This is a genomic window from Flavobacterium chungangense LMG 26729 (genome assembly GCF_000735715.2).
Classification (GTDB): Bacteria; Bacteroidota; Bacteroidia; order Flavobacteriales; family Flavobacteriaceae; genus Flavobacterium; species Flavobacterium chungangense.
The window spans coordinates 69,821-91,786 of record NZ_JASY01000012.1; the positions used below are offsets into that span (position 1 = coordinate 69,821).

Below are 21,966 nucleotides of genomic sequence, written 5' to 3' on the forward strand. Positions count from 1 at the left end.
GTCAAATTCAACAGTGCAAAGATGTGACGGGTTTCAAAGATTAGTCGGTAGCAAACTATTTACTTTCGGTTGTAACTGTTTGTAACCGTTTGTAAATGGAAATATTTTACTATATTTGAGAGAAATACACCACATGCAGACTCAAATTAATAAGGTAGAATTACGGAATTTAGAATTTGATGACTATAAACAGTTAAAGAATTCAATGGTGGAATCCTATCCTGAAATGGCCAATTCATATTGGGAAGCTGATGAAATCGAAAAACTACTTTCTATATTTCCCGAAGGTCAGCTGGTTATCTTAGTTGATGGAAAAGTAGTGGGATCTGCATTATCATTAATTCTTAATGAAAAATTAGTAGACAAAAAACACAACTACAAACAAATTATTGGTGATTACTCTTTCTCGACTCACAATCCAAACGGAGAAATCTTATACGGAATAGATGTTTTTATCCATCCAAATTATCGCGGACTTCGTTTAGGAAGACGTTTGTATGATGCCCGAAAAGAATTATGCGAACAATTGAACCTAAAAGCAATTGTTTTTGCAGGCAGAATTCCAAATTATGCGCAGCATTCTAAAAAGATGACGCCAAAAAACTACATCGACAAAGTAAAGCACAAGGAATTACACGATCCTGTGCTTTCATTTCAGCTAAGTAACGACTTTCACGTTTTGCGAATTATCAAAAATTATCTGGAAGGAGATGAGGAATCGAAAGAATTTGCCGTTCTTCTGGAATGGAACAATGTATATTATGATGAAAGTCCCAAACTGATTAATCTCGAAAAAAGTGTTATTCGCCTTGGACTTGTACAATGGCAAATGCGTCAATTGAATAATCTGGAAGAATTTTTTGAGCAATCAGAGTTTTTTATTGATGTAGTTTCCGGCTATGGAAGCGATTTTGCCCTTTTCCCGGAACTTTTCATTGCTCCTTTAATGGCCGATTACAATCATTTATCTGAAGCCAATGCAATTCGAGAACTTGCCCGATATTCTGATCCTATCAGGAAACGTTTTCAGGAGTTTGCTATTTCTTACAACATCAATATTATAACCGGAAGTATGCCGTATTTAGATAATGGCAATTTATACAACGTTGGTTTTTTATGCAAAAGAGACGGAACTTCCGAAATGTATACCAAAATTCACATCACACCAAACGAAGTGGTACACTGGGGAATGAAAGGCGGATCCCAATTTAAAACCTTTGATACCGATTGCGGTAAAATAGGAATCTTGATTTGTTATGATGTCGAATTCCCGGAACTCCCAAGATTACTGGCAGATGAAGGAATGAACATTCTTTTTGTACCCTTTTTAACCGATACACAAAATGGCTATACACGTGTTAAACACTGTTCACAGGCGCGTGCAATAGAAAATGAATGTTATGTTGCTATTGCTGGTTGCGTGGGGAATCTTCCGAAAGTAAATAATATGGATATTCAATATGCGCAGGCAGCCGTTTTTACGCCTTCGGATTTTGCTTTTCCGAGCAATGGTATCAAAGCCGAAGCCACTCCAAACACCGAAATGACACTTATTGTTGATGTTGATTTGAATTTACTAAAAGAACTGCATGAGCATGGAAGTGTACATACGCTGAAAGACAGAAGAACAGACTTATATGAAATAAAGAAAATTGATTCATGAAAACATGCCTCGAATGCTCCGAAAAAATTGTAGGCCGGGAAGATAAAAAGTTTTGCTCAGACAGCTGCCGTAATGCCTACAACAATAAAATAAATAAAGACAGCACAAATTTTATGCGCAATGTAAACAACAAACTGCGTAAAAATTATCGTATTTTGTCTGAATTAAATTCGGAAGGAAAATCAAAAGCAACACGTGATAAAATGCTCAATAAAGGTTTTGATTTTGATTTCTTTACCAATATCTTGCAGACCAAAACAGGGAATACCTACTATTTTCTGTACGATCAGGGATATCGGTCTTTGGACAATGATTATTTTATGCTCGTAAAAAAAGAAATTTAATACCACAATATGAAAAAAAATCCTACTTCAATTCTGGCTTTCTTAGGGGTCTTAGGAATTCTGGCCATCATCTATGCCTCAATGATGCCCCAGTATATTTCTAAAGACGAAGAAGCTCTTGCCGAATTCTCAACAGAACGAGCACTCAACCAGGTTCAGATTATAGCCCAAAAGCCCCATTTTGTTGGCTCTACCAATCATGAGTTAGTTGCTAATTACCTTAAACTTGAATTAAACAGAATTGGTCTCGAAACCTCGATTCAGGAAGGCTTTACGCTGAATGACAAGGGTCTTTTGGTAAAATCCAAAAATATTCTGGCACGTATAAAAGGAACTGATAGTTCAAAAGCCCTGTTGTTGCTTTCACATTATGACAGTGCCCCGCATTCTTTTTCTAAAGGCGCAAGTGATGATGCCTCGGGAGTTGCCACAATTCTTGAAGGTGTGCGAGCCTTTTTATACGCCAACGAAAAACACAAAAATGATATTATTATCCTTTTTTCAGATGCTGAAGAACTGGGTTTAAACGGTGCTGCCCTGTTTGTGAATCAGCATCCGTGGGCTAAAGAGGTTGGACTGGTTTTAAATTTTGAAGCAAGAGGTTCGTCCGGACCAAGCTATATGCTGATGGAAACCAATAAAGGAAATCAGGCTCTTGTAAAAGAATTTTCGAATGCCAAAGCAAAATATCCGGTTTCAAACTCGCTGATGTACAGTATTTACAAAATGCTTCCAAATGACACCGATTTAACTGTTTTTAGAGAACAGGGAAACATTCAGGGTTTCAATTTTGCTTTTATTGATGGTCATTATAATTATCACACCCAGCAAGATGATATTCAGCATTTAAACAAAACCACGTTAACACATCAGGGATCTTATTTGATGCCTTTATTAAAATACTTCTCTAATATTGATTTAAACTCTACTCACACCACACAGGACAATGTTTATTTTAGTGTTCCGTTCGGATTCTTCATAAATTATCCTTTTTCATGGGTTTTCCCAATGAGCATCATTGCTTTAGGATTACTGGTTTTATTTATCTTTATCGGAAAAGTAAAACACGTTATTTCATTCAGGGAAATTTTTAAAGGTTTTGTTCCTTTGCTAGGTTCCATGATTATTGCTGGTTTGGTCACTTTTTTAGGCTGGAAAATCGTCCTGCAAATTTATCCGCAATACACTGATCTGCTAAATGGTTTTACCTATAATGGCCATGCTTACATTGGCGCCTTTGTAACACTTAGCATTGCCATTTGTTTTGCTTTTTACCATCATTTTTCTGAAGCAAAAATTACGATGAATCATTTCGTAGCGTCATTATTGCTATGGATTATCATCAATATCGTTTTAGCCAATCAATTAACGGGAGCAGGATTCCTGATTATTCCTGTTTATTTTGGAATTTTTTTATTGGGAGTTTTTGTCCTTACCCAACATTACAGCATAGGCCTAAACTTGTTGTTCAGCATTCCTGCATTAGCAATTGTAGCACCGTTTATCATCATGTTTCCAATTGGTTTAGGTTTAAAAATACTTTACGGAAGTTCAGTTCTTACGGTTTTACTTTTCGGATTATTGCTCCCGCTATTTGGATCATTTTATAGAAAAGGTGCCTGGACGATACTTTTCTTTATCATATCAATCAGCTTTTTTGTTTATGCAGGCTATCACTCAGATTATGAACCTGGAAAGGCAAAATCAAACAGTTTATTATACGTTTATAATGCCGAAACAGATTCTGCCGTCTGGACAACTTATGATACCAATCTGGATGAATGGACTAAAACATATCTGGGAAATATGAATCAAAAAGCGGTTGGTTTAAATGGTCTGCCAATAGCAAGCAAGTACAATTCTGCTTTTACATATAGCGCCATTGCTCCTAAAATAGAAGTTCCAAAACCAACCATTTCCTTTCTAAGAGACAGTGTTATTGGAAGCAAAAGATATTTGAAAATAAAAATTACGCCAAACCGTAAAGTCAATCGCTACGATATTTATGCAAATCCAAAAATGTCTTTTTATAATTTTAAAGCCAATGGCGTTTCGACTTCCGGACAAAAAGGAAATCGTTTAGAGAGACAGGACAGCAAAATTTTATGCTACTATGTTGTGGGTAACGAACCTCTTGTGATGGAATTCGTTATTAATAAATCTTCTGTTTTTGATATGGATTTGATCGAAAGTTCATTCGATTTAATGACCAATCCGCTGTTTAATATCAAACCAAGAAGCAACTGGATGATGCCAACACCTTTTGTTTTGAATGATGCTGTTTTGATTCAGCAAAAAATTAAAAGACATACAGCGTCGGTAAAACCAATAGAAACTACTCCGGTAATTGATAGTACTACAGTAAAAACAGACAGTCTGACACCGGTAATGAAAGTTAAAAAAGAAGTCATAAATCAATAATCATTCAAACCGTATTTATGAAAAAATTATTTTGGGTTTTTGTAATTTCTGTAAGTTTCCATAACGGATTTTCTCAAACGACTGAAGAAAAAATAGCTAAACTGACATGCGACTGTCTAAGCAAAAAGGCTGAAATAACTGACGAAATTTACACAAGCTGTGTAAGTGAATCCATGACTGAGATTGTTATGGCTGACAAAGACACAAAGGTTAGAGAATCCATAAATACGGTTGAAGGAATTCAGAGTCTTTTTAAAAAAACAGCTGAAATTTTAAGTAAAACCTGCGGTAAAATTACGACTAAACCAGTAATAAGTAATCCAAGCCCCTTTTATACTGACTCAAAAAACGAACAAGCGCAAAACTCTTATATTATTGCTAAAGATTTTATGCGTGACCAAAAATATGAACTGGCGATTGAATCTTTCCAAATGGCTCTAAAAAAAGATTCAAAATTTGTTTTGGCTTTGGACGACATTGCGATGTGTTACAGACAATTAAAGGATTATGACAATGCGATCAAATATTATAAAAAATCACTCGAAATTTACCCTGAAGGTGATTTTGCTTTAGTAAATATTGGCGTTGTTTACAGTTTAAAAACAGATTATAAAACAGCTATTACTTATTATGAAAAACTGATAAAGTCTGACCCTAATAATGCAGAAGGCTTTTTTGGAGCAGGAAAAAATTACCTTACCCTCAATGATTCTGAAAAAGCTTTAGACAATATTTTTAAAGCACATCGTATTTATACTATTGGCAAATCTGACTACACAAAAGACACAGAACAAATTATTGGCGCTATTTATCAGAAAATGAAAAGCGAAAACAAAGAAGATCTATTCAAAAAAGTTGCTGAGAAGAACGATATTAAAATAGAATAAATATTTATCTTAAATCGTTCAGAACAATTTCAAAAGGCAGACTTAATGAAAAGTCTGCCTTTTATATTTAACACGCACATTCAACCTTCAATCCTTCCTTCACTCCCTTTTCGCCTTCGGTTGCATAACCATCGATTTTCCACCATTCCAGTCCGCCAATTAATTCTTTTACCTTAAATCCTAGTCTGGTCATATTTAGAGCTCCTTTTGTTGAGGCATTACACCCAATTCCGGCACAATAGGTAACATACAAAACATCTTTATCTAAATGCTGTGTGGTTTCTAAATTCATTTCGCGGTGTGGAATATTAAGCGCGTTTGGAATATGTTCCTCTTCGTAGCCAAAAGCTTTTCGGGCATCTATTACAATTATGTTTTCTCCATCGTTCAGGGCTTCAAATAAGTCTGACGGATCCATTTCAAAGGCCAGCTTGTTTTCGTAATGTTTAATCTGTGCTTCCATATTTAATGTTTTAAAGTTTATTTTTTCAAAATTAGGATGGTTTTACCTCTCATAAAAACGAAAAGAATTCATGCAGAACATTACTTTTTTTCATACAAAAGCCAGTCTAAAATTTTGTTTCTTTGTGTATTAATCACTGAGAAATGGAAATACGTCACTTAAAATTGATAAAAGCAATTGTCGAAGAAGGAAGCATTACTAAAGCGATTGACAAACTTCACCTAACACAATCGGCTTTGAGTCATCAGCTCAAGGAAGCAGAATATCAATTAGGAACTGCCATTTTTCTTCGAACCAACAAAAAACTGGTTTTGACCAAAGCGGGCGAAAAAATCTACAATCTCGCCAATGAAATTCTGAACAAACTGTCAGAAACCGAAAGCCAAATCAAACAAATGGTTTTTGGAGAATATGGCGAAATTAGAATCAGTACTGAATGTTTTTCGAGCTATCACTGGCTTCCGTCGGTTTTGAAACAGTTTCATCTTTTGTATCCCAATGTGGAACTGAAAATTGTGATAGAGGCCACTCATATTCCATTGCAGAAACTTTTAGACAACACCATTGATATTGCTATTATAAGTGATCCGGTTAAAGACAATACTATCAAATACACAGAACTGTTTCAGGACGAAGTCATGATGGTCGTTTCTGAAAATCATGCCTGGGCAGATAAAAAGTATGTCGTTGCAGAAGATTTTATCAATGAACATCTCATTATTCATTCACTTCCGATGGAAACCGTTACCATTCATCAGTTTCTTTTGGCTCCGGCCAAAGTGAGTCCGAAGAAAATAACTCCCATGCCTTTGACAGAAGCGTCTCTGGAAATGGTAAAGGCGGATATGGGTGTAATGTCAATGGCAAAATGGGCAGTTCAGCCGCATTTACAATCCAGCCCGATCAAAGCGATTAAAGTTGGTAAAAATGGTTTAAAGAGAAAACACTTTATCGCTACTAGAGCGAATGAAAATTATCCGGACTATTTCAATCATTTCATCAGCTTTATACAAACTGAAATCAATCTGCAATGGAATATTCAATAAGAAACTGCGAAATAGCTGATTTGTCAAAACTAGTTGTTCTCTGTCAAAAACATGCCGAATTTGAGCAAGCTGATTATGATCCGGAAGGAAAAGAAGAAGGCTTAAAAAAAGAATTATTTAATGATTATCCAAAATTATTTTGCTTAGTTGTTGCCACGAAAGAAACAATTGTGGGTTACGCATCCTTTACTTTTGATTTTTCAACCTGGGATGCTTCTTCTTTTTTGTATATGGATTGTTTATTTCTGGAAGAAGAAGTAAGAAGTTTTGGAATTGGCGAAGTTTTAATCGAAAAACTAAAAGAAATCGGAATCAAAAATAACTGCATCAATATGCAGTGGCAAACACCGGAATTCAATACAAGGGCCATTAAATTTTACAACAGAATTGGTGCAAAAGGAAAAGAAAAAGTCCGATTTACTTTAACTTTGTAAAATATTAATCTTGTATTTTTTTTTCAAGCTGATTTAAAAAGATTTAAAGCTGATTTTTCGCAGATTATTTTAAAATCAATCTGCTAAATCTGCCGAATCTGCGAGAGAGAAAAAAACCTTTCTATTTTGAATCTTAAAAAATGACAAAAATAAGCATACTGGGCTGTGGCTGGTTGGGCTTACCGCTGGCAAAAAGACTAATCGAAAAAGGAAATTCAGTAAATGGATCCACTACTTCCGAAAACAAACTTCCGATTTTAAAAGGCGCAGGGATAAATCCGTTTTTAGTTGCGCTTGAAAGCGAAAGTATCTCTGAAAGCATCAATGCTTTTTTAGCGGAAAGCGAAATCCTGATTATTGATATTCCGCCAAAACTGAGAGCTGTCAATCCGGATTCTGAAAAGAAAGTTTTTGTCGAAAAAATCAAAAACCTGATTCCGTTTGTTGAGAATTCCTCCGTTAAAAAAGTGCTTTTTGTGAGCTCTACTTCGGTTTACGGAGATCAAAACGATTTGATTACGGAAGAAACAAATCCAAATCCTGAAACAGAAAGTGGTAAACAATTATTTTTAGCCGAAAACCTGCTTCGTAAAAACCAAAACTTCGAAACCACAATTCTGCGTTTCGGCGGATTAATTGGAGAAGATCGTCATCCTGTGACTTCCTTGTCAGGAAAAGAAAACTTGGCAAATGCAGATGCTCCCGTAAACCTGATTCATCAAAACGATTGTATCAGCATCATTGAAGAAATCATAGACCAATCTAAATGGAATGACGCTTTTAATGCTGTTGCGCCATTTCATCCAACCAGAGAAGATTATTACACTCAAAAAGCAGCGGAACAAAAGCTGCCTTTACCACAATTCAGTCCCGAAAAATCGAATATTAAAAAGGTTATTTCAAGCGATAAAATTGGAACCGTTTTAAACTATAAATTTAGACTGGAAGATTATTAAACTATAATAAATTATTTAAGTTTTATTATCTCCTAACACGATTGTCATCCTGAGCGAAGTCGAAGGCTTATGAAAACAAAAGGCTTCGACTTCGCTCAGCCAGACATTGAATTTTATATAAGTAAAGCAAAACACTTAAACTTAAATAATTTATATCGTTCAAAAATATTTGCGAACTTTGGGTCTTTGCGGTTAAAACGAAAAATCATGAAAACAGTTTATATCAATTCACCACTCGGAATCACCAAAATCATTGGAGATGAAAATGGTATTTCGGTAATTTCTGTTTCTGATGTTGGAACAAATGAAATTTCACAAACCATTCCTGAAGTTCTGCAGCAAGCTGTTTCCCAGTTAAATGAATATTTTGAAGGTAAAAGAACCAATTTCGATATAAAACTTAATCCACAAGGAACCGAATTTCAACAGAAAGTCTGGAAAGCCTTATTGGAAATTCCGTATGGAAAAACAGTAAGTTATATGGATCAGACTAAAAAACTTGGAGATGTAAAAGCAATTCGGGCTGTAGCATCGGCAAATGGTAAAAATCCGCTTTGGATTGTGGTTCCGTGTCATCGGGTTATTGGTACAAACGGATCTCTTACGGGTTATGCAGGAGAAATATGGCGCAAAAAATGGCTTTTGGAGCACGAAAGTCCTTCTGCACAGCAAAGTTTATTTTAGTCATAACTTATTATTCATCTATAAAATTATGGCTAAAATAGTTTTAGAAAGCTGGAGAGAAGGCATAAAGGGAGTTTCGTTTGTAAAGCTGCAAAAAGAAATATTAGGAATAGATCTAAAAGAGGGTAAAACTAATTTCGACAACCTTTTGGAAGATATTCAAATAATTCTGGAAATAGATAATGAAAACTTAGCCAAATATTTTTTGAAAGAAGCAGACAAACTTGGCATTAATTGTAAATTCATAAAATAAATTTAAAAAGAGTAAGAATTTTACGCATATTTGTAAAAAAATATAAGTAAGTCTAACCAACAAATATCTAAGAAGTCTCCAAAAATGATTGAAAAAATAAACCTCAACAACATTTTATTTCTTGATATAGAAACCGTTCCTGAAGAAGAAAACTTCAATTCACTCGATGCAGAAATGCAATCACTTTGGGATTTGAAAACGCAATATCAGCGAAAAGAAGAGTTTACGCCCGAAGAATTTTACGATCGTGCCGGAATTTGGGCTGAATTTGGGAAAATCATTTGTATTTCGGTTGGGTATTTTACGATCAAAGGAGATATTCGGAATTTCAGGGTAACTTCTTTTTTTGGAGAAGAAAAAAAGATCCTGAAAGACTTTAATAATCTGCTGAACAATCATTTCAATCAACCGCAGCATCTTTTGTGCGGGCACAATGCCAAAGAATTTGATATTCCGTTTCTTGCCCGCAGAATGATTATTAACCAAATTGCGATTCCGGATAAACTGAATTTATTCGGCAAAAAGCCATGGGAAATTCCGCATCTCGATACATTGGAATTATGGAAGTTTGGCGATTACAAACATTTTACTTCTTTAAAATTACTGACCAAAATCCTCGGAGTTCCGTCTCCAAAAGGTGATATCGACGGAAGCCAGGTCGCGCATGTTTTTTATGTGGAGAAAGATATTGACCGAATTGTAACCTATTGTGAAAAAGATACAATTGCCGTAGCACAGATTTTTCTTCGTTTGCGCAGAGAAGATTTGTTGATTGATGAGGAAATTATTCATGTATAACTTTTTGGTTCAAAGGTCCAGAGCCGCAAAGCTTTTTAATGAACTTACATAACTTATATGGTTTAAGATAGTAAAGATGACACATCACGAAATTTCAAATTATCGTCTCATTTCACAAAAACTTGATAAAACAAGTCATAGTTCGCCTGAAGAAATTGTACAACATCTTGGCGCCATGCAGGCTCAGGATTACGAAATGGCAAAATGGGCAATTGGCTCCCGTTGTGATGCTACTGAAAAGGAAATCGAAGAAGCCATTAGTTCAGGAAAGATAATCCGAACCCATATTTTACGTCCAACCTGGCATTTGGTTTCAGCAGAAGATATTTACTGGATGCTCGATGTTTCCGGACCACAGGTCAAACGCATTATTCTTGCCGAAACAAAAAAATATGGCTGTGACGAAAAGGAATTTGACAAGATCAACTCAGCAATAGAAAAGATACTTGCCGGAAACAATCATTTAACCCGGGATGAAATCATACAGAAACTTAATGTCAAAAAATTTTCCGGCGATTATAAATTAAGTCCTGTTTTAATCATGATGTATGCAGAATTAGATGGTTTAGTCTGCAACGGAAAAATGAAAGGCAAAAAAATGACATATGCCTTACTTGAAGAAAGGGTCCCTAAACCAAAAACCAAATTAACCAAAGAAGAAGCTTTGGCCAAACTTGCCCAACGTTATTTTGAAAGCCGTGGTCCGGCAACAGTCGCAGATTTTTCACACTGGTCCGGTTTTTCTACAACAATTTGCAAATCTATAATTAACGCAATTTCGTTGCAATTAAACTATTTTGCTATTGATAATCAGCAATATTGGTTCGGAAAATATTATCCTGTCCCAGAAAATTTCAGCGAAAGCGTACATTTCCTTGCCGCTTTTGACGAGTATTTAATTTCGTATAAAAATCGCGAATCTTCCATTTTATTAGAACATCAGCCAAAAGCTTTTACCAAAAACGGCATTTTTAAACCCACAATTGTAGAAAACGGAAAAGTCATTGGAACCTGGAAACGAACCATCAAAAAAGATCATGTCAAGATTGAAACAGACTTTTTTACTCAGACCGAAATTAGCAAAAAACAGATTTTGTTTGAAGGAATTAAATCTTTCGAAAATTATCTTGAAACCAAAATTCTATTTGAATGAAAATAAATTAGCCCTCGATGAAATTAAATTAAGTGTCATCATCAATTTCACCTTTAAATCACGAAATTGACTTTTGCAATTGTCATTGCAATTGATTTATTACATTTACAAAAAATTACAATTATGGTATTAAGCAGATTTTGGTTAACGATTTTTATTTCTTCGATTGTGTTTATTGTAGTGAGTTTATTTACTGCCAATACGTATACTATTGATTCTGTTTTGAATGGAAAGAAAGATGATCCGATTTTGGTTTGTGAAAAATACGTTGAACAACTTCCCGCTTTCATCAAAGACAGTATTAAAACTGCTCCGGAACAAACCATGATGGTAAATCGTGACACGCTAAATGCCGATACAACCTATGTTTATAAAAACAAAACCGTAAAAATCTACAGCGGCCTTCAAAAATCAGATGGTTTACTGCCAACTTGTAAAAGTACCTTACTTGATTTAATTCTGCCGCTTATGGCTTATTTAGCATTTTTCTGCGGATTAATGGAACTTCTAATTATTTCAGGAGCATCCGGAAAACTTGCTAAAGTATTGAGTCCGGTATTTGTAAAAGTATTTCCGAGTATTCCTAAAAACCATCCTTCGATATCCTACATGACGTTAAACTTTGCTGCGAATTTCTTAGGGTTAGATTCGGCTGCAACACCATTCGGACTTAAAGCCATGGAAAGTTTACAGGAAATAAACCCCGAAAAAGACAAAGCCAGTGATGCACAAATTATGTTTATGTGCCTTCATGCTTCGGGTTTGACTTTAATTGCAACTTCAATCATCGGTTATCGTGCTGCTGCCAATGCGAGTAATCCGGCAGATGTAATGCTGCCTTGTATCATTACTTCGTTCATAGGAACCATTGCCGCTTTTTTAATTGTAGGTGTGAAACAAAAAATCAATTTCAAAAGTGCTTCGCTTCTTATTGGTTTAATGACTTTAATTGCTGCGATTGTTGGTCTTCTAATGTATGTAAACCATTTAGATTTAATCGGAAAAAACTATTTCACTTCTAACCTTTCGGGATTAATATTAGTAACGATAATTGCTTTTACCCTGATCTTTTCTTTTATACATGAGAAAAAATTTAAGGAAGCTGAAACGACAGTTTTTGACACATTTGTAGTGGGGGCAAATAACGGAGTTAAGACTGGAGTTACGATTTTTCCTTATGTTTTAGGAATGCTGGTTGCTATTTCATTATTCAGAAACAGCGGTTTGTTCGAAATCATCAGTGATGCCATTGGATTCATCTTTTCGAATATGGGAGTGAGTAAAGAAATTACGAATGCACTTCCTGTGGCAATGTTGCGTCCTTTCAGTTCTGCTGGATCAAGAGGATTTTTGATTGATTCAATGAATACTTTTGGAGCAGATTCCCTTACAGCAAGACTGAGCAGTATTTTTCAGTGTAGCGCCGAAAGTACGTTTTATGTAATTGCGGTTTACTTTGGTTCGGTAAATATTAAAAATACTCGTTACGCTTTGGGCACCATGCTTTTGGTTGATTTAATTTGTGTGATTACGGCTATTTTTGTGGCGACCTGGTTTTTTTAAAATTTGGAGATTTTAAATATGAAAATTAAACATCTTTTTACCTTATTGATTCTCGCAAGCTGCCATAAAGAACAGAAAAAAAGTGTGATTGCAGATGTAAATTCTGCTGAAACAACAGAACTTCCTGCTGTTACTGATAAAACAAAAGCAGAAGAAAATACATTACGAACAGATACCATTTTCCTTTCAAATGAAAAAAATGCCGAGTTCACTCATATTCTGGCAAATTTGACAGAACTGAAAGTGGACAAAGACAGCATCCTAACTTCAAAATTCAGACTTGATTTTTATCAGAACAAAACCAAAATCACGTCTTCCAGAATTACTATTACCAATTACGAAAAAGGTGCCGAATGGGGAGGATCATCAGGTTTGACTAATGCATCAGGCAAAAACTCTTCTTTTATACAAATTGGTTTTGGATATCCTGCCTGCGGTTATACGCATGAAAATTATCTGTACTATCTGAAAAACCATAATTTACAGCTTGTCCATCAGTGGCAATCGATGTCAGACAGCGGCTGGGGAACGTGGACTGAACTTGTAAGCAATGCATCAGGAAACGATCCTGAAAGTTTTTACTGCAAAACCGTTTCGTTTGAGCCCGGAGATGATAACAATGAAGATTCCGGAATTGTAACCTATTCTGATTCCATTTCATTTTCGCTAAAAGGAAATCACTGGAAAAAAAAGCTGCTTTCTGCAAAAGACAAACCTTATTTTGAAAAGAAGATGAGTTTCAATGAGTTTCATAACCAACAATAAACTCCGAAACACTTATAATTCAAATTCTTTCTTAGGTAAATAATTTTTAACTTTGCCAAAAAACCAAGAAATGATTGATTTTATATACCAGGATCCTTATCCTATTCTAAAGGATGAAACTCAATATCGCAAAATTACTTCAGATTTTGTAAAAGTGGAACAATTTGGAGAACGTGAAGTTTTAACCGTTGACCCAAAAGGGTTAGAATTATTAGCTGAAGAAGCTTTAACAGATGTTTCGTTTATGTTGAGAACAACGCATTTGCAAAAGCTAAGAAACATTCTTGACGATCCTGAAGCGACAGACAATGATCGTTTTGTGGCTTACAATTTACTTCAAAATGCTTCTGTTGCTGCCGAAGGACAATTGCCAAGCTGCCAGGATACCGGAACTGCAATCGTTATGGCAAAAAAAGGCGAAAGCATTTTCACCGGTGCTGATGATGCTGAATGGCTGAGCAAAGGAATTTTCAATACGTACCAAAAAAGAAATTTACGTTATTCACAGATCGTTCCAATTTCGATGTTTGAAGAGAAAAACTCGGGTTCGAATCTTCCGGCACAAATTGATATTTACGCCAAAAAAGGAGCTTCTTACGAATTTCTGTTTATGGCAAAAGGTGGAGGATCTGCAAATAAGACTTATTTATACCAGCAAACAAAATCGTTACTAAACGACAAATCTCTTGATGCTTTCATTCGTGCAAAAATCAAAGATTTAGGAACTTCTGCCTGTCCGCCTTATCATTTAGCTTTGGTAATTGGAGGAACTTCCGCAGAGGCTACTTTAGCTACAGTTAAAAAAGCATCTGCAGGTTATTTCGACAATCTGCCTACTTCAGGAAACATGGCGGGTCAGGCGTTTCGTGATTTGGAATGGGAAGAGCGTGTTCAGAAAATCTGTCAGGAAAGTGAAATTGGAGCTCAGTTTGGAGGAAAATATTTTACGCATGACGTACGTGTAATTCGTTTGCCTCGTCACGCAGCTTCGTGTCCGGTTGGATTAGGTGTTTCCTGTTCTGCAGACCGAAATATCAAAGGAAAAATCACAAAAGACGGAATCTTCCTTGAGCAGTTAGAAGTAAATCCAAAACAATTTTTACCGGAAACAGCACCACATTTAGAAGCTCCGGTTGAAATTGACTTAGATCAGCCAATGGCAGATATTTTAGCAAAACTATCACAATATCCTATCAAAACCCGCTTAAAACTGAACGGAACTGTTATTGTTGCCCGTGATATTGCACACGCAAAAATTAAAGAATTATTAGACGCCGGAAAACCAATGCCGGAATACTTTAAAAATCACCCGGTTTATTACGCAGGACCTGCAAAAACTCCTGAAGGAATGGCTTCAGGAAGTTTTGGACCAACAACTGCCGGACGTATGGATGTGTATGTGGATGAATTTCAAAAACATGGCGGAAGTATGGTGATGCTAGCCAAAGGAAACCGTACCAAACAAGTTACGGATGCCTGCAACAAATACGGCGGATTCTATTTGGGGTCAATCGGAGGTCCGGCCGCTATTTTGGCTCAGGACAATATCTTAAAAGTAGAAGTAGTTGATTTTGAAGAATTAGGAATGGAAGCTGTTCGAAAAATCACTGTAAAAGATTTCCCTGCTTTCATTATTACGGATGATAAAGGGAATGATTTCTTCGAAAACCTATAGCCCTTGATACCAGAAGATTCACATATACACAAAAAAACCGCTCAAAAAATTGAGCGGTTTTTTTATTTCCTTTGGTAAGGACTATTTACTAAGCAGAATACTCCAGTCTGCACCGCTGTAAATTTTATGTTTTGCTGAAAAACTGCCTTGATTTACAGCTAATGAAAAATTCAAAAGACTGTTAAAATAACAAACATCTGTTCCTACTGAAACTTCTCCAAAAGTATTTACAAGCTTTAATTTTCCTTCGTATGCTTTTTTAGTTCCGTTGAAAATTTGAATTTTAACAAGATCTCCTGCTTTTAAACCAAGATTAGCAAATGTTTTTTTATCAATATTTGTCCAGACATTTCCGTATTGAATATCCAAAATCGGAATTCCTCCTTTTATAATTCCTTTTTCGAAAACAGGTTTTTGGTAATCAATTTTTACCACTTCGCTGGCCAGTTTCGGACCGACTTCTTCAAAAGTAATCGTTTTAGAAGCTAAACGGGCTCCTGTAAAAGCATATACATCACGCCCGTGAAAGGTATAAGATTCATTTGAATTCTGACGGCGGTTTTTTACTTCGTCAATTTCACGGACTTCCTGAATTCCCAATTGCTCAGCGATTAAGGTTAAAGTTCCATTATCCGGAGTTACAAAATAATGACCTGATTTTGTCAGTAAAACAACAGAATGCCTTGCTGTACCCACACCAGGATCACAAACCGAAACAAATACAGTTCCCGCAGGATAATACTGAGCCGTTTGTGATAAGCGGTATGCTGCTTCCCAAATATTAAAAGCAGGAATTTCGTGTGTTAAGTCAAATATTTTCAAATCGGTTGAAACTCCCATTGCAACTCCTTTCATAGCAGAAACTGCTCCATCTTTCAAACCAAAATCAGATTGAAAAACCAATACATTATTTTGTGAAAAGCCATTTAATGTAACGACAAACAAAAAAAGTAATAACCGTAATTTCATTTTTTTTATTTTTAAAATTTACGCAAAGGTATTTCATAAATATCAAAAAATAACATATAAAACCTATAAAAAGTATCATTTTATAAATCAATTTTAATGTTTTACAGTTACATTTGCATTTTATTCATTATCCCATGTAATTAATAGGGAATAACTATTCTTTGCAAAACAATACTTAAACCAAACGAATTTATGAGAAAAAAACTAAAACTTATAATCACACTGATTTTCAGCTTATCTAGCAGTTTGTTTTTCGCCCAAAATCACGAAATCAACGGAACAGTCACAAATGAAAACGGAGATCCATTAGAATTTGCAACAGTTCTTATTAAAGGGTCTCAAACCAGCGTTACAACCGATGCATCTGGAAAATTTAAAATTACTTCCTCAACAAATTCTCCAACCTTAATTGTTTCCTTACTTGGATATATAACCAAAGAAGTGGTGACAAGAGATCATTTTGTTGAAATTCAGCTCCTCATTGAAAGCAATAATCTGGATGAAATTGTGGTTGTGGGAAGCCGAAATCCAAAGAAAAGCAAACTTGAAACGGCAGTTCCTGTAGATGTTGTGAATTTAGCTAAAATCAGAAATATTACACCCCAAACCACTACAAACGACATATTGACTTATTTGATTCCGTCTTTCAATTCCAATCGACAATCTTCGGCTGACGGAACAGAACATATTGATCCGGCTTCTTTGAGAGGTTTGGGACCAGATCAGGTTTTGGTTTTAATCAATGGTAAAAGAAGACACACTACTTCGCTGGTAAATTATCAAAATACGGTTGGAAACGGTTCTGTTGGAACCGATTTAAGTGCAATTCCGGCATCGGCAATTAAGCGAATTGAGGTTTTACGTGATGGTGCGGCGGCGCAATATGGTTCTGATGCTATTGCGGGTGTTATCAACTTGGTTTTAAAAGACAATGCAGGTTTAGAAGCTAATGCAACTTATGGAGGAACTTCAAGAAATGACGGACAAACGACAAATTTAAATCTAAATTACGGAACAAAAATTGGAAGCAAAGGAGGTTTTATCAATCTTTCGGGAGAATTCAATAACCGTGAAAAGACAAACCGTTCACAAAACCATAACCTGATTATTTTTGATCAATCTGCTCAGGGAAACTTTTTTGCTTATGATTTTGCAGATGATCCTGCACAATCCCGCCAAATCGATGATGATTTATTAGCACAAAACAGATTGAAGCGTGATGATTTTAATTTTCAGATTGGAGATGCTAAAATTCAAAATATTCAGGGTTTCTTTAATGCTTCTATTCCATTAAACGAACAAATAGAGTTTTACGCCTCAGGAGGGGTCAGTCACAGAAAAGGGACTGGTTACGGATTCAGACGTTTGCCCAGTGAAACTGAAAATGTTGTCGCTTCTATTTTTCCATTTGGATTTCAGCCTGAATTAAATTCTGTTGTAACAGATCTTTCTTCTTCTTTTGGGTTTAAATTTAAATTTGGAGAGTGGAAGCTGGATTTAAGCAATACCATCGGACAAAATAAATTTGTTTACGAAGTATCAAATACAAATAACGTTTCATTAGGAGATGCAAGTCCAACAGAGTTTGAGGCCGGAAATCATTCTTTTCTTCAAAATACTGTAAATGCAGATATTTCAAGATTATACAAAGAAATTTTTAATGGATTGAATGTTGCTTTCGGTGCTGAATATCGTTTTGAAAAATATAAAATTGTTCCCGGTGAAGAAGCTTCTTATATTGATGGCGGAGCGCAATCATTTCCGGGATTTTCTCCTTTGAACCAGGTTAATGAAGACCGAAACAGTGTTGGTGTTTATGCTGATGTTGAAGCAGATATTACAGATAAATTCTTAGTGGGTATTGCGGGTCGTTATGAAGATTACTCTGATTTTGGAAATACGATAAACGGAAAACTATCTGCGAGATATAAATTTCTAGACAATCTCGCGATTCGTGGAGCAATTAGTTCTGGCTTTAGAGCACCTTCGTTACATCAGCAGTATTTTAATAATATTGCTACCGATGTTGTTGATGGAGAAATCCTTAATTCGGGTATTTTTAGAAATGACAGCGATGTGGCAAAACAACTCGGAATTCCGAAATTGAAAGAAGAAACTTCAAGAAATTATAGTGTAGGTGTTGTTTTTTCTCCAACAAAACAATTGCATATCACAGCAGATTATTATCATATTCAAATTGATAATAGAATTATCCTTACTGGAAATTTAGGAAACGATGCTTATGGAGAGCCTGTTGAGGAACTTCGTGATTTGTTTGCTCAATACGGAGCGCAAACGGGTCGTTTCTTTACAAACGCTATCAACACAACAACTAACGGACTTGATATCGTAATTGATTATGATTTAAATCTTGGAAAAGGTAAATTGAATCTTTCTCTATTATACAATTACAACGACAATAAGGTTGATGATCAGCTAAATAATATTCCTTCTATTTTTGTGGGTCAGGAAGATGTGTATTACGGTCCACAGGAAAGAAGTTTGATTGAGACCAATACGCCAAAGCATAAAGGTACTTTTGCCATTAATTATGGTTTAGACAAATGGAATTTTTTATTGAGAAATACTTATTTCGGACAAGTTATTCGTAATGGTTTTCCTTTTGGAGGAATCCAAAAACACAACGGAAAAGTGGTTACTGATTTGACTGTAGCTTACAAAATAACACCAAAAATTCAGTTTGCGTTGGGAGCTAATAACTTATTTGATATTTTTCCTGATAAACAAATCTATGAAAACAGCTATTACGGAGTATTCAAATATGCACCGGTTCAGATGGGTACAACAGGAGCTTATTACTTTGGAAGATTGAGTTTTACTTTATAATTTTGAACTCAAATAAGACAAAATAGTAGCAAAATAACGGAGAAGTAAAGTGTCTAAAAAAACAATAACCGCCTAAATAGGCGGTTATTGTTTTTTATGTGGATTTAAATTTTACTTCGGTTCTTTTTGAAATTACAACCTGAAAATCTACATAAGAAAGCCCCGCAAGATTGCGAGGCATTCCGTTTTTACTAACTCAAATTCAATTATTTCTTAACAAATTTCTTAACGATTTTTTTACTTCCGTTATTTAATTCGATAATATAAACTCCCGTATTTAATGCACTTACATCAATAGGGCTTCCTGAAAGTTCTCCGGTAATAATTTGCTGTCCCAAAGTATTTACAATTCTAAAGGTATATCCTGTATTGTTTAAAAACGATACATTTAGCTCATCTGCAACTGGATTTGGATATAATGCAAAACTTGAAGTTTCAGTAGTTTCAACTAATCCTGCAGCAATTTCTTCGTTTGTAATGGCTCCTGAAGCTGTAATGTTTATCGAATAATCTTCTACCTGACCATAAGAGAAAGACTCACAAGATGTTGGAATTCCGTTGTATTTCATAGAAACTCTAACTCTGGTTGTTCCAAGCGTTGCTGTTGCCGGTATTGTAATTGTTCCCGTTACCGGAGTCGTTGTTGATGTGGCCTTTGTCCAAACAGTTTCACCTGAATCGGCAAAATCACCATCTTGGTTATAATCTATAAAAACAGCATAACCTTCGCTATAAACAGAAGAGGTCCAGCTTGGAGTAATCGTAATAGTATAAGCAGTTCCTCTTGCTGCATTTGTAGAAACAGCAGTGTAATTTTCATAACCGGTAGTTCCTGTTGAAGTATTATTAATTGTTCCAAATACCACTTTACCAATTCTCTCGTCTGCTGCACTATTTCCCTGAGAAGTACAATAGGTTACAGTCGCTGCAGTAGTAGTAATATTTACAGTATTGCTGGAAGCAGAAAGATTTCCTGCAGCATCTTTGGCTTTTACACTAAAACTATAAGCAGTTAAAGCGCTTAAACCTGTTACGGCATAAGTTGTTGTTGTGGATGATCCTTTTAAAGTTGTTCCCTGATAAATATTATACCCCGTAACAGCTACATTATCTGTTGAGGCCGTCCATGATAAGTTTGTTGTTGTGCCTGTAGTACCTGAAGCTGCCAGACTTGCCGGTGCCGTTGGCGCTGTTGTATCTGTAGAACTGCTGTAAGCTGCTCCAACCCCAACAGCATAAAATGCATTTGTTGTCGCAATAACCTCTGCTGATCCTGCACCATATAAATCAATTGCCGATTGTATTCCTGAAGTTCTTGCATTTGCAAAAGTTGAATTAGCCGTCAAATAAACGCTCTCAAGGCGATACGCTATTTTTGCTGCTTTGTCAATTGTAATGCCCGTAACATTATAGGCATTTCCGATGTCATTTGTACCTGTCTTACCCACTGCCAAAATATAAAACCAGTGATTTAGTACCCCGGAATTTGTATGTACTCCACAATAATCATTGGATTCTGTAGGTGTACAGTTTGGGTTTATCCAATAGGTTCCGCCATAAGTATCTGGTTGCCCTTCAGCATTTGGGTTACTCATTGATCGTAAAGCAGCATGTCCTGATCTTCTTTCTATATCTTCTCCAATTAACCATATAGATTTTGTTGGTGCGGCAAAATACTCAATACAGGCTCCCCAAATATCCGAAAAAGCTTCGTTCATTGCTCCGGACTCTTTTTGATAAGCTAAGTTTGCTGTGTAGGAACAAATGGCATGACCAATTTCATGACCAGCTACATCAATTGATGTTAAAATATCAAAATAGGTTCCACTTCCATCTCCGTAAGTCATTACACTTCCGTTCCAGTAAGCATTATCATATGCATTGCTGTAATGCACATAACTTTTTATGATAGTACCTGCGTTATCAAAACTGTTCCTGCCATGTACACTAGACCAGTAATCATACGTTTTTTCTGCTCCCCAATGCGCATCCAATGCACCATTATCTTTGTTTGTATTTGCATACTCTGCTGCAGTCCAGTTATTATCTGCATCAGTAAAATTTACTGCGGCAGTGTAGCTGGTTCCCTTTTGCATATTAAAGGTATTAATACCCAACCCTCTTGTTGCATCTGCCAATCTATAAGACGATCCGCTTAGAGTTGTTTGTATAACCTGCGTTCCGCTATAACGTGTAGCTGCATTAGCGGCTACAATGGCAACTTTAGAGCTTGAAGATGCTTTTGAGTGGTCTATACTTGTTGCTTTTGATTTGCCATGGCTATATTTCCCAAGATGTTTTATCGTTGCATTGTAAAATAAAACTTTTCCGGTAATAGCGTCTATGTAAACATCCCCACGACTTACGGGATTTGTGGCATAAATATCAAACTTGTAAGCTAAACGAACATTATCCCTTGTCCTTTTTTGCCCCTGATCTTCCATCGCAGGTAACAGGACCAATTCTCCTTTTGGTTTTTCATAATTCATTTCTTTTGCATCAAGCGGAGTCTCCCACAGATATTGCTTTGCGCCGATTTGACTTATTGCTTTATTAAAAGCTTCATCTGTAGAAAGTTTAGGTGTTGTTTCTACATTTTCAAGGTCATAATATTCACCATTCATAGAAACTAATTTGCCACTTTTATAATGCAGACTATAGTTTGCAAACTCAACTTTAATTCCCTGATTATACAATTGAAATTTTTCATGAGTATAACCGTCTTTATCCGTTTCGGTCCTGATTTTGGCAAAAGACTGATTCTCTTTTAGCCCTAATTGATCCTGAAAGACCTTTCTTGAATCGGAATCTTTGTAAGAAGCACTTTCGTTAAAGATAATTGAACTTGGCAATCCGTTTTCGGATACATTTTTCTGACTTACGCGTTTGTCTGTAATTTGCGAAAATGCGGTTAAAGAAAATGTGAACATAATAACTGTCGTAGTGACAATTTTTGGTAATTTTTTTTCCATAATAAAAGGGGTTTAAAATTTTGGTAAATAAATTAAAACAAAATATTTAATGTAAGTAAATACTTTAATTTAA

18 protein-coding genes are annotated in these 21,966 nt (G+C 35.6%); 15 read left to right on the plus strand and 3 right to left on the minus strand.

Features of this window, described 5'->3' with window-relative positions:
- Positions 1 to 133 precede the first annotated feature (133 nt).
- From JE46_RS17980 to JE46_RS17995, 4 genes are read left to right on the plus strand one after another with little or no spacing between them, the layout of a single operon-like run.
- A complete protein-coding gene (locus JE46_RS17980; protein ID WP_031456672.1) occupies positions 134 to 1,663 on the plus strand; it encodes a bifunctional GNAT family N-acetyltransferase/carbon-nitrogen hydrolase family protein in 1,530 nt (509 codons plus the stop codon).
- A complete protein-coding gene (locus JE46_RS17985; protein WP_031456673.1) occupies positions 1,660 to 2,007 on the plus strand; it encodes a hypothetical protein in 348 nt (115 codons plus the stop codon). Before JE46_RS17980 ends, JE46_RS17985 begins: the two co-directional genes overlap by 4 nt.
- Before the next feature lie 9 nt (positions 2,008 to 2,016).
- Positions 2,017 to 4,428 carry a M28 family peptidase gene (locus JE46_RS17990; RefSeq protein ID WP_031456674.1) on the plus strand — a complete coding sequence of 804 codons (2,412 nt, stop codon included), beginning with the start codon at positions 2,017 to 2,019 and terminating at the stop codon, positions 4,426 to 4,428.
- Between the two features lie 17 nt (positions 4,429 to 4,445).
- Positions 4,446 to 5,315: a tetratricopeptide repeat protein gene (locus JE46_RS17995; protein WP_031456675.1), complete on the plus strand. Its 870-nt coding sequence runs from the start codon at positions 4,446 to 4,448 to the stop codon at positions 5,313 to 5,315.
- A 67-nt stretch (positions 5,316 to 5,382) separates the two neighbouring features.
- Here the strand turns inward: JE46_RS17995 and JE46_RS18000 are convergent, their stop codons facing one another.
- On the minus strand, positions 5,383 to 5,778 hold the full coding sequence (locus JE46_RS18000) for a rhodanese-like domain-containing protein (RefSeq protein WP_031456676.1): 396 nt from the start codon (positions 5,776 to 5,778) through the stop codon (positions 5,383 to 5,385).
- 143 nt (positions 5,779 to 5,921) lie between these two features.
- On the opposite strand from JE46_RS18000, the gene JE46_RS18005 reads away from it, so the two are divergent.
- From JE46_RS18005 to JE46_RS18050, 10 genes are all read left to right on the plus strand, one after another.
- The gene (locus tag JE46_RS18005; protein WP_031456677.1) at positions 5,922 to 6,824 is read left to right on the plus strand and encodes a LysR family transcriptional regulator; all 903 of its coding nucleotides are present in this window, start codon (positions 5,922 to 5,924) and stop codon (positions 6,822 to 6,824) included.
- Complete coding sequence (locus JE46_RS18010; protein WP_031456678.1) at positions 6,809 to 7,258, plus strand: GNAT family N-acetyltransferase; 450 nt, start codon at positions 6,809 to 6,811, stop codon at positions 7,256 to 7,258. The genes JE46_RS18005 and JE46_RS18010 overlap by 16 nt, the downstream gene beginning before the upstream one ends.
- A gap of 140 nt (positions 7,259 to 7,398) precedes the next feature.
- Entirely contained in the window at positions 7,399 to 8,214 is an 816-nt protein-coding gene (locus tag JE46_RS18015) for an NAD(P)H-binding protein (protein WP_031456679.1), read from the plus strand.
- 207 nt (positions 8,215 to 8,421) lie between these two features.
- On the plus strand, positions 8,422 to 8,898 hold the full coding sequence (locus JE46_RS18020; RefSeq protein ID WP_031456680.1) for a methylated-DNA--[protein]-cysteine S-methyltransferase: 477 nt from the start codon (positions 8,422 to 8,424) through the stop codon (positions 8,896 to 8,898).
- A gap of 28 nt (positions 8,899 to 8,926) precedes the next feature.
- Entirely contained in the window at positions 8,927 to 9,151 is a 225-nt protein-coding gene (locus JE46_RS18025; RefSeq protein WP_031456681.1) for a hypothetical protein, read from the plus strand.
- Between the two features lie 84 nt (positions 9,152 to 9,235).
- On the plus strand, positions 9,236 to 9,949 hold the full coding sequence (locus tag JE46_RS18030; RefSeq protein WP_031456682.1) for a 3'-5' exonuclease: 714 nt from the start codon (positions 9,236 to 9,238) through the stop codon (positions 9,947 to 9,949).
- A gap of 76 nt (positions 9,950 to 10,025) precedes the next feature.
- Positions 10,026 to 11,102, plus strand: coding sequence for a winged helix DNA-binding domain-containing protein (locus tag JE46_RS18035; RefSeq protein ID WP_031456683.1), 1,077 nt, complete (start codon positions 10,026 to 10,028; stop codon positions 11,100 to 11,102).
- A gap of 123 nt (positions 11,103 to 11,225) precedes the next feature.
- Positions 11,226 to 12,665 carry a nucleoside recognition domain-containing protein gene (locus JE46_RS18040; RefSeq protein WP_031456684.1) on the plus strand — a complete coding sequence of 480 codons (1,440 nt, stop codon included), beginning with the start codon at positions 11,226 to 11,228 and terminating at the stop codon, positions 12,663 to 12,665.
- 18 nt (positions 12,666 to 12,683) lie between these two features.
- A complete protein-coding gene (locus tag JE46_RS18045; protein ID WP_031456685.1) occupies positions 12,684 to 13,430 on the plus strand; it encodes a hypothetical protein in 747 nt (248 codons plus the stop codon).
- A 70-nt stretch (positions 13,431 to 13,500) separates the two neighbouring features.
- Positions 13,501 to 15,105 (plus strand): fumarate hydratase, encoded by a 1,605-nt coding sequence (locus JE46_RS18050; RefSeq protein WP_035136800.1) that lies wholly within the window; start codon positions 13,501 to 13,503, stop codon positions 15,103 to 15,105.
- Between the two features lie 81 nt (positions 15,106 to 15,186).
- Here JE46_RS18050 and JE46_RS18055 read toward each other — a convergent pair whose 3' ends face one another.
- On the minus strand, positions 15,187 to 16,074 hold the full coding sequence (locus JE46_RS18055; RefSeq protein ID WP_083480902.1) for an SAM hydrolase/SAM-dependent halogenase family protein: 888 nt from the start codon (positions 16,072 to 16,074) through the stop codon (positions 15,187 to 15,189).
- Between the two features lie 192 nt (positions 16,075 to 16,266).
- Between JE46_RS18055 and JE46_RS18060 the strand changes: the two genes are divergently transcribed.
- Complete coding sequence (locus JE46_RS18060; RefSeq protein ID WP_031456688.1) at positions 16,267 to 18,921, plus strand: TonB-dependent receptor; 2,655 nt, start codon at positions 16,267 to 16,269, stop codon at positions 18,919 to 18,921.
- 206 nt (positions 18,922 to 19,127) lie between these two features.
- Here the strand turns inward: JE46_RS18060 and JE46_RS18065 are convergent, their stop codons facing one another.
- Entirely contained in the window at positions 19,128 to 21,893 is a 2,766-nt protein-coding gene (locus JE46_RS18065; RefSeq protein WP_031456689.1) for a M4 family metallopeptidase, read from the minus strand.
- Positions 21,894 to 21,966 lie beyond the last annotated feature (73 nt).

What these genes read in the sequence shown, in the direction of transcription:
- JE46_RS17980 (WP_031456672.1), top strand. Translation starts at nt 134, where the DNA reads ATGCAGACTCAAATTAATAAGGTAGAATTACGGAATTTAGAATTTGAT.
- JE46_RS17985 (WP_031456673.1), top strand. Translation starts at nt 1,660, where the DNA reads ATGAAAACATGCCTCGAATGCTCCGAAAAAATTGTAGGCCGGGAAGAT.
- JE46_RS17990 (WP_031456674.1), top strand. Translation starts at nt 2,017, where the DNA reads ATGAAAAAAAATCCTACTTCAATTCTGGCTTTCTTAGGGGTCTTAGGA.
- JE46_RS17995 (WP_031456675.1), top strand. Translation starts at nt 4,446, where the DNA reads ATGAAAAAATTATTTTGGGTTTTTGTAATTTCTGTAAGTTTCCATAAC.
- JE46_RS18000 (WP_031456676.1), bottom strand. Translation starts at nt 5,778, where the DNA reads ATGGAAGCACAGATTAAACATTACGAAAACAAGCTGGCCTTTGAAATG.
- JE46_RS18005 (WP_031456677.1), top strand. Translation starts at nt 5,922, where the DNA reads ATGGAAATACGTCACTTAAAATTGATAAAAGCAATTGTCGAAGAAGGA.
- JE46_RS18010 (WP_031456678.1), top strand. Translation starts at nt 6,809, where the DNA reads ATGGAATATTCAATAAGAAACTGCGAAATAGCTGATTTGTCAAAACTA.
- JE46_RS18015 (WP_031456679.1), top strand. Translation starts at nt 7,399, where the DNA reads ATGACAAAAATAAGCATACTGGGCTGTGGCTGGTTGGGCTTACCGCTG.
- JE46_RS18020 (WP_031456680.1), top strand. Translation starts at nt 8,422, where the DNA reads ATGAAAACAGTTTATATCAATTCACCACTCGGAATCACCAAAATCATT.
- JE46_RS18025 (WP_031456681.1), top strand. Translation starts at nt 8,927, where the DNA reads ATGGCTAAAATAGTTTTAGAAAGCTGGAGAGAAGGCATAAAGGGAGTT.
- JE46_RS18030 (WP_031456682.1), top strand. Translation starts at nt 9,236, where the DNA reads ATGATTGAAAAAATAAACCTCAACAACATTTTATTTCTTGATATAGAA.
- JE46_RS18035 (WP_031456683.1), top strand. Translation starts at nt 10,026, where the DNA reads ATGACACATCACGAAATTTCAAATTATCGTCTCATTTCACAAAAACTT.
- JE46_RS18040 (WP_031456684.1), top strand. Translation starts at nt 11,226, where the DNA reads ATGGTATTAAGCAGATTTTGGTTAACGATTTTTATTTCTTCGATTGTG.
- JE46_RS18045 (WP_031456685.1), top strand. Translation starts at nt 12,684, where the DNA reads ATGAAAATTAAACATCTTTTTACCTTATTGATTCTCGCAAGCTGCCAT.
- JE46_RS18050 (WP_035136800.1), top strand. Translation starts at nt 13,501, where the DNA reads ATGATTGATTTTATATACCAGGATCCTTATCCTATTCTAAAGGATGAA.
- JE46_RS18055 (WP_083480902.1), bottom strand. Translation starts at nt 16,074, where the DNA reads ATGAAATTACGGTTATTACTTTTTTTGTTTGTCGTTACATTAAATGGC.
- JE46_RS18060 (WP_031456688.1), top strand. Translation starts at nt 16,267, where the DNA reads ATGAGAAAAAAACTAAAACTTATAATCACACTGATTTTCAGCTTATCT.
- JE46_RS18065 (WP_031456689.1), bottom strand. Translation starts at nt 21,893, where the DNA reads ATGGAAAAAAAATTACCAAAAATTGTCACTACGACAGTTATTATGTTC.